A 14,553-nucleotide genomic window follows, 5' to 3' on the forward strand; every position below is an offset into this window, starting at 1 on the left:
TGAAGATCGTATGCCTCATGAGAATTACATGGAGAACCGTCTGGTCGGTCTGAGAAAAAAACTGCTGGAAGAAAAACTCGACGCCCTGCTTTTGATCGATTCCGAGTCGAGCGGCTGGGAGAATCTGTTTTATTACAGCGGATTTCACGGTTCGTCCGCCGTCGTCGCGGTGACGCAGGAGCGGGCGATCCTTGCCACGGATTCGCGTTATCTGACCCAAGCCGCGCAGCAGTCGCCTTTCGAGATCCGCGCGGTGAAGACGGGGGAGAGCCAGGTCGCGACGGCCGGACGTCTTCTCGGCGAGCTGAAAATCCGCCGCTGCGGCTACGACGGCGCCATGCTCAGCGCGCAGACTTATCTGGCGCTGAGCGAGTTTTCCGTCGAATGGCGCAACTTTTCCTCAGCCATGGCTGAACAGCGCCGCCGCAAAGACGCTCATGAAATCGAATCGATCATCAAAGCGGCCGACATCGCTTCCGCCGCGTATCTGGAAACGCTGCCGCTGGTCAGGCCCGGCATGAAGGAAAAAGAATTCGCCAAGTTGCTCGAATTGAACATCGCCCGCCACGACGGCGAAGGCGTGTGGCACAAAAACGAGATGATCGTCGCTTCCGGCGTTCGCAGCGCCATGCCGCACGGCGTGGCCAGTGCGAAAAAAATGGAAGCGGGCGACCAGGTCACCGTCGATTACGGCGCGATCTTCGGCGCCTACATGTCCGACCTGACGCGGAACTTTTCTCTGGGCGCGCCCAAAGACGCCGAGTTTCTGGAGATCCACGAAGTTCTCCTGAAAGCCCACCGGGATTCCGCGGCGCTGCTGAAGCCGGGGGCACGCGGCTGCGATGTGCATGCGGTCGCCGCCCAGGTTATCGCCGACGCCGGTTACGGCGCGTATTTCGGTCACGGACTCGGGCACAGCTTCGGCCTGGAGATCCACGAAACGCCGCGCCTTTCGCCTCTGTACCAGGGACCTCTCCAGTGCGGCGACGTGATCACGATCGAGCCGGGCATTTACATTCCCGATCGCGGCGGCCTGCGCATCGAAGACGATTATCTGATCACGGAAGACGGAGCGCGCCGCCTTTCCGCCAATTTACCGCAGGAGTTCGTTCACCTGCCGCTGTGATTGATAAACTTGAATCATCGTCGTCGCGGTGGCGGCCGGGGGATTTATATGATAGAATTTCGGTAATGTTTCACAGATACGATATGGGGGAGGAAAAAACATGAAAAAGTATGTGTGTTCTGTGTGTGGGTGGGAATACGATCCGGCGGTGGGCGATCCCGATAACGGCATCGCGCCCGGCACGGCCTTCGAAGATCTTCCCGAGGACTTTGTCTGCCCCGTCTGCGGCGTGGGCAAGGATCAGTTCGAAGCGGTCGAATGAGTTCAGGTTCGTAAGATAAAAAGAGACTCTCGAGTTCATCTTTCTCGAGAGTCTCTTTTTTGTGCCGTTCCGTTCGCCGAGCGGACGAGGCGCGGTGGAAAAGCGGGGTTCTTTTCGAAGAATGCTTTATTTCGCCGCCCGTTCGGGTATAATTGACGGGAAGCTATTCTGGAATGTACTCGTGGAGGTTTTTTCAGTGTACGGTTTTGCGATGAAAGTTTACGGGTGTCAAATGAATCAGTACGACGCCGACAAGATCAGGACGGCGCTCGTCGCGCGCGGGGCTTACGAAACCGCGGAAGAAAGCGCCGACGCGATCGTCTTTATCGGCTGCAGCATCCGAGACAAGGCCGAGCATAAAGTCTGGAGCGAATTGGGGCATTACGAAGAACGCTGGCGCAAAGAAGGGCGTCCCGTCGTCGCCATGACGGGCTGCATCGCTCAAAACGTGGGCGTCGACATGTCCAGACGTTATCCGTGGATCCGCGTCGTTTCCGGCCCCCGGCATATCGGTCTGGTGCCCGACGCTTTGGAAACGGCCTTGTCGGGCAGCGAGAAAGTCGTCCTGCTCGACGACGATCCCCGCGAACTGCACGAACTGCGCTTTGCCCCGCTGGAACGCCAATTTCCCTGGAAAGCTTCGGTAATGATCTCGCACGGATGCGACAATTTCTGCACCTACTGCATCGTCCCTTACGTGCGCGGTCGATTCGCTTCCCGCAGCTCCCGGGAGATCATGGACGAGGTGGAACAGCTTGTCGAAGGAGGGGTCAAAGAGATCTGTCTGCTCGGGCAGAACGTCGACACCTACGGAAAAGATCTCGACCGTTACAGCTTCGCCGATCTGCTGAACGACGTCGCCCATATCGCGGGGCTGGAACGTCTGCGCTTCATGACTTCTTATCCGACGGATTTCACGAAAGACGTGGTCGAAGCGATCGCCGAAAACGCCAACATCTGTCCCGCAATCAACCTGCCGATCCAGGCGGGCAGCGACCGGATCCTGAAAGCGATGAACCGCCGCTACACGGTGGAGGAGTATGCCAAGGTCGTCGACGGCATCCGCCGCGGCCTGCCCGAAGTCGGCCTGACCTCCGACCTCATTGTCGGTTTCCCGGGCGAGACGGACGAAGATTTCGCCTGTTCGATGGCGGCGCTGGAACGGTTCCGCTTCGATCAGGTCCACACGGCGGCCTATTCGCGCCGGCAGGGGACGCCGGCCGCCGCGATGAAGGAGCAGGTCCCCGAAAACGTAAAGAGTCGGCGCTTGAACGAGGTCAATCGACTGCAGACGGAAATCGCCAAAGAGATCAACGAAAAACTGATCGGGCGGCGCTATCGCGTGCTGGTCGACGGCAAGGCGCTGAAAGGGGATTTGCTGCAGGGGAGAAATCCGGCCGATAAAGTGATCCTTTTCGAAGGCGGCGAAAGCTTGATCGGAACGTTCACCGACGTGGAGGTGACCGCCGCCGACAGCTGGTCGCTGAAGGGGAGAATCCTTTAATAAGGGAGGGGAGCCGCCGGTGGAGAATCGGACGAAAATTTCTTTGTGCGTCGCCGGGGCCATATTCTGCATAGGCTGCGCCGGCGCCGCGGTGCGGATTTTCAGGGGGAGCTGGCAGGACGAAGCGCCGACGGCGGTCGCGGGGCCCGCCCTGTGGCTTCAGTCGCCGTCTTACAAGCTGCCCGCTTCGTCTTCGCCCGAACACTACGCTTATATCACCGGCGCCGTTTCCCGTCCGGGCGTTTATCCCATCTCGGCGGACGCGCGGGTCTTTCAGCTCGTGGAAGCCGCCGGCGGTTTCCGCTTCGACGCGGATCAGTCGCAGGTCAACCTCGCCGCGCCGATACGCGACGGCGCGCATGTCCACGTCAAAGCCGCCGCGCTTACGCCCCGGACTTCCGCCAAGAGCGCATCCTCTCAGGACAGGAAGCGGGAGAACAAAACGCAGTACGTCTACGTCAACACGGCAACGGAAGAAGATCTGTGCACGCTTCCCGGCGTCGGCCCGGCTACGGCCCGGAAGATCATAGAGTACCGCCAGACCCACGGGCCTTTCCATTCCGCCGAGGCGCTGCTGGAAATTCCCGGCATCGGCAAAGGCAAACTGAGCCAGATGCAGACGCTGCTTCGGTTTTGACGCCGCATGGATTCTCTGTTGAACAGGATCCCTGCGCTCCTGCTGCTGCAAGGCGGCGTGCTCTCGCTGGCGGCAGTGGAAAGCGGGCTCCCTTTATGGCTGGCGATTCCCCTTTCCGTCTGCGCGCTCAGCGCGGAAATGCTGCTTTCGGAAGAGCGCTGGTATGCGTGCAAGTTTTGTTTCGCGCTGGCGCTCGTGGTGCTTTCAGGCGTTTTCTCCGTGTTCCTGCAGTCGCGGCTCGAAGAGGGGCCGACGTCCGTAAAAGCCGTTTCCGGCCGTTTCCTTGTGGCGGAGCGGCGGCAGTGGGGAGAGCGCGAAGTGCTTCGATTGACCGACGCGCGCGGCGCCGGCTGGCTTCTCGCCGTCGGCAAAGGACTGCAGGACGTCGAAGAAGGGGACGAGCTCTCGTTGGAAGCTTCCGTCGTTCCGCTCCGGAACGGTTCTCTGAGAAGTTCCTTTTCCCCGCGTCGGTACTGGCGGGCGCGCGGCGTGCAGGGCGAACTGCGCCGGGCCGCGCGCATCGAAAAACGGGGCAAAAGCTTTTCGCGCCACAGCTTCCGCCAGTATTTAAGGATGCGGCTCGAAACGTTGCCGTGCAACACGCACGCTCTGGCGGCCGCCGTCCTTCTCGGCGACCGGGACGCCAACCTCCGCGAGGATTACAGGAGATGGGGGATCAGCCACATCTTGGCCGTCTCGGGGTGGCACGTCGGGCTGGCGCTGATGCTCGGCTGCCTGATCTTCGGCGGCGGACGGCGCGGCCTTCTCTGGTGCTCGCTGCTCCTGTGGGGATACTGTCTCACCAGCGGGGCGTCGATGAGCGCCGTACGCGCCTCTTTGATGGTCCAGATCGGCATGCTCGGGCTTTACTGGGGGCATCCCGGACGCGCCCTGAACGCGATCGGCGTCGCCGGGATCGCGATGCTTCTGTGGAATCCGTGGTGTTTTTTCGATCTTGGCTGGCAGTTGTCGGTGATCGCCGCGATCGCCGTGACGGCTTTGGAAAAATGCAAGTCGGCGCTGCTCGTCGTCTTTTCTCCCCTTGTCATGTGGATCTTGACGTCGCCGCTGATCGCGCCGCTGGCCGGAGGCGTTTATCTGTCCTCCCTGCCGATCAACGCCATGGCTTCCGCGTTGTTTGCCGTGATCCTTTTTGCCGTGCTTGCCGCGGCGCTTCCTTGGATCTTGGGGATCCGGCTTTTCTGGCTGGCTTGGCCGGCGGAAAAGCTGATGCAGATCTGGGCGCTGGCGGCCGATCAATGGGTGGAATGGCTGCCGCAGGCGCTCCCGGTCCATTTCTTCCCCGCCTGGCTGTGCGCCGGCATTTTGTTCTTTCTCGTCGCCCTGGCGGAAAAAGTTTCCCTCGGGCGGGCCGTCCTGCTGGGAGGCTGCGGCGCGTTCATCGCCGTCATCTTTTAGAGAGAATGTCTGAGAGGATTTTATGGAAACGAAACTCGTGATCGGCGGGGTGGAAGTCGAGAACCCCGTGTTTTTTGCGCCTTTGGCCGGCGTCAGCATCGCGGCGGTGCGGCGGCTTTTCCGCCGCCTGGGGGCCGCTTTGACCCATACGGAGATGATCAGCAGCGCGGGGCTTCTTTACGCCGGGACGAAGACCTGGCGGATGACGGAATGTACCGACGGGGAAAGACCGCTCGTCCTGCAGCTTTTCACGGGCGACGCGGACAGTCTGTGCCGCTCGGCGGAGCGGTGTCTGCAAAGCCGTTCGTACGCCGCGTTCAGCATCAACATGGCCTGTCCGATGCCGAAGGTCCACAAAAAAGGCGCCGGCAGCCGCCTGCTGCAGGATCCCGACGTCGCTTTCGCGATGGTGCGCGAGCTGAAAAAATTCGGCCTGCCCGTCTGGCCCAAGATCCGCAAGATCGTTCCGGACGGCCGCGAATATCGCCTGGATACGCTGCAGTTCGCCGAGGGATTGCTCGCGGCCGGGGCCGACAACGTGACAATCCATGGACGCACGCCCCAGCAGCGGTACGAGGGGAAAGCCGATAAAAGCGAAGTCGTCCGCGCGGCGCGGCGCTTCGAAGGCAGAATCACCGCTTCGGGGGACGTTTACGCTCCCCGCGACGTCGCGTTCTATCTCGACAACGGCTGCGCGGCAGTGCTCTGTGCCCGCGGCGCGATCGCCGATCCGTTCATGGTCGTGCAATCTTTGCGGGTTTTGGGTTATAATACTCGAATGTCAGATGGCGAGCCCTCGCTTGAAGAACGCGCGGAAATCCTTATCGGCTTTGCGGACGATCTCTATCGGCTCCATGGCGAACGCGCGGCTCTTGTGCTCTTGAGGCGTTTCCTTGCCGGATTTTTCAGGGGCAAGGCGGGGACCGCGGAATTCAAACGCACGCTGGCCAGCGCGAAAGACTGGGATTCTGCGTACAGGATCCTGTGCGACTGGCGCTCATATTTTGAAAGGGGATTCATGTAAAATGGCGGAAATTGCAGCCGGCACTCAGGAAACGGAAATTCTCAGACAGCGCATCGACAAACTGAGACGACTTCGCGAAGAGGAAGGCTATAATCCTTTCGAAAACGAAAAGTGGAACGTCGATCACACCGTCGCGCAGGTGCGGAAAGATTTCGATTATCTCAAGGCGGAAGAAGCCGTCCCCGAGACGAAATTTTCCATGGCCGGACGCCTGATGACGCTGCGCCGCCAGGGCAAAGCGGCGTTTGTCAACATGCAGGACGAGACGGGAACGATCCAGCTCTATTTCCGTTACGACACTCTGGGCGAGAAAGACTACACCTTCTTCAAGAAGTGGCTCGACTCCGGCGACATCGTCGGCATCGTCGGCCATCCGTTCCGCACGCAGCGCGGCGAGCTGACGGTCGCCGTCGAGCGGTTCCGCCTGCTGACCAAGGCGCTCCGCCCCCTGCCCGAGAAGTGGCACGGCCTGACGGACCTTGAGATCCGTTACCGCAAGCGCTATCTCGATCTGATCGTCAATCCCGAAGCGCGCGAAGTCTTCAGGAAAAGGGCCAAGATCATCTCCACCTTCCGCGCCGTGCTCGAGAAACACGGCACGCTGGAAGTCGAGACGCCGGTGCTTTCCTATCTCGCCGGCGGCGCCAACGCGCGTCCTTTCATCACCTATCACAACGCGCTGGGCGCCAACATGTACCTGCGTATCGCCACGGAGCTCTATCTGAAGCGGCTCGTCGTCGGCATGATGGGGCGCGTGTACGAGATCAGCAAGGATTTCCGCAACGAGGGCATGGACCTGACGCACAATCCCGAATTCACGATGATGGAAGTTTACTGGCCCTATGCGGATTACGTCGACATGATGGATCTGACCGAAGAACTGATCCGCGAGTCCTGCATCGCCGCCAACGGCGCGCCGTTCATCGAGCGCAACGGCGTGACGCTGGATTTTGCCAAGCCGTTCCGCCGCGCCACGATGGTGGAACTGGTGAAAGAGACCTGCGACGTCGATTTCGCCGCCATCACCGACGAAGAAGCGCGCGACGCCGCCCGCAAGAACAAGATCGAGATCACGGGGCACGAGTCGCGCTTCAAGATCCTCACCATGTTCATGGAGGAGTTCGTCGAAGAGAAACTCGTGCAGCCGACGTTCGTGATGGGACATCCCGTCGAGATCTCGCCGCTGTCGAAGAAGGACCCCGAGCACCCCGACTACACCCACCGCTTCGAGCTTTTCTGCTGCGGCAAGGAACTCAGCAACGGCTACAGCGAGCTGAACGACCCCATCGACCAGAAAAAACGCTTTCTCGATCAGGCGCAGAAAAAGACCGAAGGCGAGGACGAAACGCATCCTTTCGACGAGGACTTTGTCGAAGCCCTGGAGCAGGGGCTGCCGCCGACCGGCGGGCTGGGGATCGGCATGGACCGCGTCGTCATGTTCCTGACCAACTGCCGCTCGATCCGCGACGTCATCTTCTTCCCGACGATGAAACCCATCGAGAACCGAGAACCGTCCGCCAAGCCGGAAGATTAAAGAGGCGATCATCCGACAGATATACAAGGGAGCGGGCGGCGTATGCTGCCGGTTCTCTTGTATATCTATAGCGCACACGCAAAAAGGCAAGGATCCGAGCGGGAAAAAGAACGCAGGAGCGGAAACAGGGGGGGGAGAAACATCGTGTTGGCTGCGAAAATAAAAGAAGCAGAACGCGCCGGCATGTCGTCGGAGGAGTTTGAAAAAACGACGTTGAGGAATCGCATTATCGTGCGTACCAGTATCATCGGAATTCTCGCGAATGTCATGTTGGCCGCATTCAAGGCGGTGATCGGTGTGATGACTGGCTCGATTGCCATCACGATGGATGCCGTCAATAATATCAGCGACGCAGCCTCTTCGCTGATTACGATCATCGGCACAAAATTGGCGACAAAGCCGGCAGACCGGAAGCATCCGTTTGGATACGGCCGGATCGAATATCTGAGCGCAATGATCATTTCTATTATCGTCTTCTATGCCGGCATTACCTCTTTTGCGGAATCAGTCAAGAAAATCGTACACCCGGAAACACCAGAATATTCTATGACATCTTTGGTGATTGTCGCGATAGGCGTTCTCGTCAAAATCGTGCTTGGACATTTTGTCAAGAAAACCGGCCAGAAGGTAAACTCAGATTCGCTTGTCAATTCCGGCGAGGATGCCAAGCTGGATTCCGTTATTTCCGCTTCGACGCTAGCGGCAGCAGTCGTTTTTATGATCTTTCACGTGTCGTTGGAATCTTGGCTTGGAGCAATCATTTCTATTGTCATTATCAAGTCTGGCCTGGAAATGTTGAGGAACACAGTGTCCGAAATTCTTGGCGAGCGAGGGGATGCCGAACTTGCAAAGGGAGTCAAAGAGACGGTCTCGTCTTTTCCGGAAGTTCGTGGAGCTTATGATCTGGTCCTGAATAATTACGGACCAAATGCATATAGCGGCTCTCTCCATATCGAAGTCCCAGATACGATGACTGCTGATAAGCTGGACGTTTTGACGCGGCAAATCACAGCGGAAGTCTCCATGAAAAATCATGTATACCTTACGGCAATCGGCGTCTATTCCTACAACACAAAAGATCTGGAAGCTGCCACAATGCGGGACAGGATTAGAAAGAAAGTCATGGAGCATGAAAATGTTATGCAGATGCATGCATTTTACGCAGACAGGGAACGGAAGGTGATCCGTTTCGATATGATTGTAAGTTTTGACGCAAAAGACAGAACGGCGCTTTATCATGAGGTTACCGAGGAGATTCAAGAAATGTATCCGGAATATACAGTCATTACCGCTCTCGACACAGATTTTTCGGAGAGTTAAATTGAAGGGGCATCTCTTTGTTCATTATGATGCAGAGATCAGCAACGGAGAAACGAGATTCCTATTAGAATTTGTGCCGATGATCGTGATCAGCAAGGAATCGGCGCATAAAATCCCAGGGACAACGCAAACCGTCGGAGCACGCAGCTCCGGCGGTTTCTTTTATATCCATCTGCCGGCGAATGGCGCCGAAGCCCGCGTGATTTATCGTCTTCCGCATTCGAACGGCGGGAATCTCTTGCTGGAAAAGCATTTTGGGGTTAGAATTTATCAATGTTCTGCATACATAATGAGCATCTGTCCCGCTTCGCTTCATAAAATCGGGAAGATCGCTCGGGCAGCGGCTTTTTCCCCGCCGCTGGCAATGTGACAGGGGTGGTGTTCTGCGTGGAACAGGAAAAACTGGACCGCTATCATTGGCTCGTCGACGAGCTGAATCGTCATGGGCGCCTCTATTACGTTCTGGACGCCCCGGAAATCGAGGACGACGAATACGATGCGCTGATGCGCGAGATGCTTCAGTTCGAAAGGGAACATCCCGACCTGATCCGCGACGACTCTCCGTCGAAGCGCGTCGGCGGTACGGTGCTGGAGGCGTTTGAAAAAGTTGCGCACGCCAAACCGATGCTCAGCCTCGAAGACGTTTTCTCGAAGGGAGAGCTTCACGACTGGCTGCAGCGGGCGGCAGAAGGCGTCGGGCAACCGTGGATCCCCTGGTGCTGCGAATTGAAGATCGACGGCTTGGCGGTGTCTTTGATCTTCGAGGACGGCAAATTCGTTCAGGCTTCGACCCGCGGCGACGGTATCGTCGGCGAGGACGTCACGGAAAATCTGAAAACGGTCAAAGACCTGCCGCTTCGCCTCCTCGGCGATGTCCCGGGGCATCTGGAGCTGCGCGGCGAAGTGTACATGAGCAAAGAGGGATTCGCTCGACTGAACGCCGCAAGGGAAGAAGCGGGGCTGCCGCTTTTCGCCAATCCCCGCAACGCGGCGGCGGGCAGTTTGCGACAGCTTGACACGGCGGTCGCCGCCAAACGGAATCTGCGCCTTTTCACCTACTATGTGCAGGATGCGGAATCCTACGGCCTGCACAGCCAATCGGAAGTCCTCGGATGGCTGAAAGCCCGCGGGCTTCCCGTGCAGAGAGCCTGGCGCCGGGCCGGGACGGAAGCCGAGGTTCTCGATTTCCTGGAGCGATGGAGCGGCGAACGTTTCAGTCTGCCCTACGCGACGGACGGCGCCGTGTTCAAGGCCGATCCGACGGAATACTGGAAGATCCTGGGAAACAACGTCAAAACGCCCCGCTGGGCCGTGGCCTATAAATATCCGCCGGAAGAGCGAAAAACGAAACTCGAGAGCATAGAGATTTCCCTCGGCCGCACGGGCGTGCTCACGCCGGTGGCGATTCTGACCCCTGTCTTGATCTCGGGAACGGTGGTGAAACGCGCCAGCCTCCACAACGACGAGGAGATCCAGCGCAAGGACATCCGCGTCGGCGACCAGGTCTGGGTCCGCAAAGCCGGCGAGATCATCCCCGAGATCGTCCGCGTCGACACCGCCAGCCGTACGGGCACAGAGGAATCTTTCACGATGCCCGCAACGTGTCCCGTGTGCGGAGCGGCCGTGGCCAAGCTTCCCGGCGAAGTGGCGCTGCGCTGTCCCAACAGATCCTGTCCGGCGCAGCTGACCCAAGGGTTGATCCATTTTGCCTCCCGCCAGGGCATGGACATTCGGGGCATCGGCGACCGTCTGGCGGAACAGCTCGTCCAGAGCGGGCTGGTCAAGAGTTTCGGCGATCTGTACGCCTTGCGCGTCGAGCCGCTTATCCGTCTGGACCGCATGGGAGAAAAGTCCGCGGGGAAACTGATCCAGGCCATCGCAAAATCCAAAGAGCGCCCGCTGAAATTTTTGATCACGGCGCTGGGGATCCGGGAAGTCGGCGCGGGAGTCGCGGCGGAGCTGGCGAAACGCTTTTCGTCGCTCGATGAGATCGCCGCCGCCGACGAAGAACGGCTCGCCGCCGTCGAGGGCGTGGGACCGGTGATCGCCGGGTCGATCAAAGCGTTTTTCGGCGAAGAGCATAACCGGCGGCTCATCGACGAACTGCGCGAAGCCGGCGTATCCATGCGGAGCGAAACGGCGCCGGAAGCCCCGATAGGGCCGCTGGCCGGCAAGACGTTCGTCTTTACCGGGGAGCTTTCGCGTATGTCCAGGGCGCAGGCGCAGGAACTCGTGGCGCAGCGCGGGGGAAAAAACGTCGCTTCCGTGAGCAAAAAGACGTCCTATGTCGTCGTCGGCGAGGCGCCGGGCAGCAAGGCCGAAAAAGCGCTCAGCCTGAACGTGCCGACGCTGAACGAAGAGGAATTTTTCGCCATGATCGATAAATTACCGCAGCACATGTCTGGAGGAACGAACGATGCCTAGATTGTCCAAGGAAGAAGTCCTGAAGATCGGCAAGCTTGCCCGTCTGGAGATCGCCCCTGAAGAGCTCGATTCTTTGTCGGAGCACTTCAACGGCATTCTCGATTATTTTTCCAAACTCGAGGAGCTCGATCTCAGCGCCGTCGATCCGTTCACGATGGAAGATACCCGGCCGGTCCGCCTCCGCGACGACGAAGTGGAGGAGAACGACCGGAGGGAAGCGATCCTGAACCAGTCGCCCTCGCGCGAAGGCGACTTCATCAGAGTCCCCCGCATCGGAGGCGACAAGTGATGGAGCTGTACAGACTGAGCGCCGCGGAAATCGTCGCGGGACTGAAGGCGCGCCGTTTCAAGTGCGCCGACGTCGTGCGGTCGTGCCTTGAGCGCATGCGGGAAATGGAATCCCACCTTCACGCCATGCTTCATATCGCGGCGGATTCCGCGCTTAAAACCGCCGCCGCCGTCGACGCCGCCGTCGCGGAAGGCCGCGATCCGGGGCGCCTGATGGGCGTGCCCGTCATCCTCAAAGACAACATCTGCACCGGCGACATGCCGACCACCTGCGCCAGCAAAATCCTCGCCGGCTGGGTGCCTCCCTACGACGCGACCGTCGTGAAGATGTTGAGGGCCGAGGGCGCCGTCATTCTCGGCAAAGCGAACTGCGACGAGTTCGCCATGGGAGGCTCCACGGAAAACTCCGCTTTCGGCCCGACGATGAACCCCTGGGACGTCGGCCGCGTGCCGGGCGGCAGTTCCGGCGGCAGCGCCGCCGCCGTCGCCGCCGGTTATGCGCCGATCTCCCTGGGCAGCGACACCGGCGGTTCGATCCGCCAGCCCGCTTCGTTCTGCGGGCTCTACGGCATGAAACCGACCTACGGGCAGGTGAGCCGTTACGGGCTGGTCGCCTTCGCCTCGTCGCTCGACCAGATCGGCCCCTTTGCGCGCACCGCCGAAGACCTCAAACTAATCCTCTCGGCGATCTGCGCGTTCGACCCTCACGACTCGACCAGCGAAGACCGTCCCGCGCCCCGTTTCGATCTCAGCGACGCGCCGTTGTGCGGGAAGAAGATCGGCGTGCTGACGAAGCTCGTCGACGGCAAGCTGACGGCCGACCTGCAGGCGGCGATGGACGGACAAATCGAAGAATGCCGCCGCCTGGGGGCGGAGATCGTTGAAGTCGCTCTGCCGAAAGCGCTTGAGTACGGACTGGCCTGCTATTATATCCTCGCGCCCGCGGAGGCAAGCTCCAATCTCGCCCGTTACGACGGCGTGCGCTACGGAGCCGCTTACGGGGATGCCAAGTCGCTGCTCGAGCTTTACGTCAAGACGCGTGGGGAAAACTTCGGCCCGGAAGTGAAGCGCCGTATCCTGACCGGCACCTACGTGCTCAGCTCGGGATTTTACGACGCCTATTATCTGACGGCGCAAAAGGTCCGCAAAGTCATCAAGCAGGAATTCGCCGCAGCCTTCGAACAGGTGGACGCCATCCTGCTGCCGACCTCGCCGACGCCCGCCTTCAAACTGGGGGAGATGAGCGCGCCGCTGACGATGTATATGGCGGACGTTTTCACGATCCCCGTCAATCTGGCCGGTCTGCCCGGCATTTCCTTCAACGCCGGCTTTTCGTCCGCAGGACTGCCGCTGGGGATGCAGTTGATCGGCCCGCGCTGGTCCGATGCGGCGATTCTCGACATGGCCGCCGCTCTTGGCAAAAAGGCGGAAGGCCGCATCGCCGAGGGAGGTGTCCGTTAATGGCTCTTGAATTCACGACCGTCATCGGGCTGGAAATCCACATCCAGCTCAACACGAAAACGAAGATCTTCTGCAGTTGCTCGACCGACTACATCGGCGCAACGCCGAACTCCCATGTCTGTCCGGTCTGCACCGGACAGCCGGGCGCTCTGCCGGTCCTGAACGGGAAAGTCGTCGAGTTCGGCGTGCGCGGCGGTCTGGCGCTGCACTGCAAGATCAACAAACTGACGCGCTTCGACCGCAAGAACTATTTCTACGCCGACCTTCCCAAGGCGTATCAGATCACCGAATACTACGTGCCGCTCGCCGAGAACGGCTATCTGACCATCACCGGCGACGACGGGCAGCCCCGCCGCATCGGCATCACGCGGCTCCATCTCGAAGAAGACGCCGGCAAACTCGTTCACGTCGCATCCGACGGACGGATCGTCGGCTCCAGCCAGTCTTTCGTCGATTACAACCGCGGCGGCGTGCCGCTCGCCGAAGTGGTGTCCGAGCCCGACATCGCTTCGCCGCGCGAGGCCCGCGAGTACGTGTCGGCCATGCGCCAGCTGGTGCGCTATCTGGGCATTTCCGACGGCGACATGGAAAAGGGATCTATGCGCGTCGACGCGAACATTTCGCAGAAAGTTTCCGACGGCCGCTGGGGCAACCGCGTCGAAGTCAAAAACATGAACTCGCTCAAGGCGCTGGAACGCGCGCTCGAGTACGAGACGCTGCGCCAGCGCGACCTGCTCGCCCGCGGCGAACGGATCGCTCAGGAAACGCGCAACTGGGACGACGCCGACGGCATCACAACGCCGTCGCGCAGCAAAGAAGAGTCCAACGACTACCGTTATTTCCCCGAGCCCGATCTGCCGCCGCTGCTGCTCGACGACGAGTACATCGAAGGCATCAAAGCCGCCATGCCGGAGCTCCCCGACGCCAAGCGCGAACGGTTCCTCGCGCAGTACAAGCTGCCTGTGGAAGACGTGCTGGTGCTGACGGAGACGCCCGAAGTCGCCGCGTATTACGAGAACGTCGTGAAAGCCGGCGGCGAGCCGGTCAGATCTTCGAACTGGGTGCGGACCGACCTGATGAGAGCGCTGAAAGAGCGGGGCCGGGAGATCGCCGACGCCCCGGTGAGCGCCGAAACTTTGGCCGGGCTGATCAAGCTCGTCGACGGCAAAAAAATCTCCACGACGGCCGCGAAAGACGTTTTCGAGAAACTCGCCGGCAGCGAGATGACGCTCGAACAGGCCATTCAGGCCTGCGGCATCCAGACCGGCGCGGTGGGCGGCGACAGACTGCGGGAAATCATCGCCGCGGTCGCCGGCGCCAACGCCGACGTCGTCGAGGTGATCCGTTCCGGCCAGGACAAGAAAGACAAGAAGCTCAAGTTCCTCATGGGGCTGGTCATGAAGGAGAGCCGCGGACAGGCGAAACCGGACGAAGTTTTGAAAGCTTTGAACGAGTTTCTTGCGAAGGAGTAGTGTTATGTTTGAATAAATCTGTTAAAATACGGGAGTATAGAAAAACTTAAACAAGGAACTGTGTCATCGCCGAAATCATCGA

General features: G+C 59.8%; 13 protein-coding genes. All 13 read left to right on the top strand.

All coding sequences use genetic code 11. The features are described 5' to 3' along the window. Positions 1 to 10 precede the first annotated feature (10 nt). The 13 genes from B0D78_RS08770 to gatB all read left to right on the top strand — a co-directional run bounded on the left by B0D78_RS08770 (position 11) and on the right by gatB (position 14,471). A complete protein-coding gene (locus tag B0D78_RS08770; protein ID WP_078016596.1) occupies positions 11 to 1,126 on the top strand; it encodes a M24 family metallopeptidase in 1,116 nt (371 codons plus the stop codon). A 100-nt stretch (positions 1,127 to 1,226) separates the two neighbouring features. Further along, the gene (gene rd, locus B0D78_RS08775) at positions 1,227 to 1,388 is read left to right on the top strand and encodes a rubredoxin (protein ID WP_078016597.1); all 162 of its coding nucleotides are present in this window, start codon (positions 1,227 to 1,229) and stop codon (positions 1,386 to 1,388) included. Positions 1,389 to 1,584: 196 nt separating this feature from the next. Continuing rightward, a complete protein-coding gene (miaB, locus tag B0D78_RS08780; protein WP_078016598.1) occupies positions 1,585 to 2,892 on the top strand; it encodes a tRNA (N6-isopentenyl adenosine(37)-C2)-methylthiotransferase MiaB in 1,308 nt (435 codons plus the stop codon). A gap of 19 nt (positions 2,893 to 2,911) precedes the next feature. Continuing rightward, positions 2,912 to 3,529, top strand: a complete 618-nt coding sequence (locus tag B0D78_RS08785) for a ComEA family DNA-binding protein (RefSeq protein WP_078016599.1) — start codon at positions 2,912 to 2,914, stop codon at positions 3,527 to 3,529. A gap of 6 nt (positions 3,530 to 3,535) precedes the next feature. Next, entirely contained in the window at positions 3,536 to 4,948 is a 1,413-nt protein-coding gene (locus B0D78_RS08790; RefSeq protein ID WP_078016600.1) for a ComEC/Rec2 family competence protein, read from the top strand. Positions 4,949 to 4,970: 22 nt separating this feature from the next. Beyond that, complete coding sequence (locus tag B0D78_RS08795; RefSeq protein ID WP_078016601.1) at positions 4,971 to 5,972, top strand: tRNA dihydrouridine synthase; 1,002 nt, start codon at positions 4,971 to 4,973, stop codon at positions 5,970 to 5,972. Position 5,973: 1 nt separating this feature from the next. After that, positions 5,974 to 7,506 carry a lysine--tRNA ligase gene (lysS, locus tag B0D78_RS08800; RefSeq protein WP_078016602.1) on the top strand — a complete coding sequence of 511 codons (1,533 nt, stop codon included), beginning with the start codon at positions 5,974 to 5,976 and terminating at the stop codon, positions 7,504 to 7,506. Positions 7,507 to 7,548: 42 nt separating this feature from the next. Next, positions 7,549 to 8,826: a cation diffusion facilitator family transporter gene (locus tag B0D78_RS08805; RefSeq protein ID WP_205948287.1), complete on the top strand. Its 1,278-nt coding sequence runs from the start codon at positions 7,549 to 7,551 to the stop codon at positions 8,824 to 8,826. 1 nt (position 8,827) lies between these two features. Then, a complete protein-coding gene (locus B0D78_RS08810) occupies positions 8,828 to 9,196 on the top strand; it encodes a hypothetical protein (RefSeq protein WP_143521806.1) in 369 nt (122 codons plus the stop codon). Between the two features lie 8 nt (positions 9,197 to 9,204). Beyond that, positions 9,205 to 11,250 (top strand): NAD-dependent DNA ligase LigA, encoded by a 2,046-nt coding sequence (ligA, locus tag B0D78_RS08815; protein WP_078016604.1) that lies wholly within the window; start codon positions 9,205 to 9,207, stop codon positions 11,248 to 11,250. Then, entirely contained in the window at positions 11,243 to 11,539 is a 297-nt protein-coding gene (gene gatC / locus B0D78_RS08820) for an Asp-tRNA(Asn)/Glu-tRNA(Gln) amidotransferase subunit GatC (RefSeq protein ID WP_078016605.1), read from the top strand. Before ligA ends, gatC begins: the two co-directional genes overlap by 8 nt. After that, a complete protein-coding gene (gene gatA / locus B0D78_RS08825; RefSeq protein WP_078016606.1) occupies positions 11,539 to 12,999 on the top strand; it encodes an Asp-tRNA(Asn)/Glu-tRNA(Gln) amidotransferase subunit GatA in 1,461 nt (486 codons plus the stop codon). Before gatC ends, gatA begins: the two co-directional genes overlap by 1 nt. After that, positions 12,999 to 14,471: an Asp-tRNA(Asn)/Glu-tRNA(Gln) amidotransferase subunit GatB gene (gene gatB / locus B0D78_RS08830; protein ID WP_078016607.1), complete on the top strand. Its 1,473-nt coding sequence runs from the start codon at positions 12,999 to 13,001 to the stop codon at positions 14,469 to 14,471. The genes gatA and gatB overlap by 1 nt, the downstream gene beginning before the upstream one ends. The last annotated feature ends 82 nt before the right edge of the window (positions 14,472 to 14,553 follow it).

The organism is Pyramidobacter sp. C12-8 (assembly GCF_002007215.1).
Classification (GTDB): domain Bacteria; phylum Synergistota; class Synergistia; order Synergistales; family Dethiosulfovibrionaceae; genus Pyramidobacter.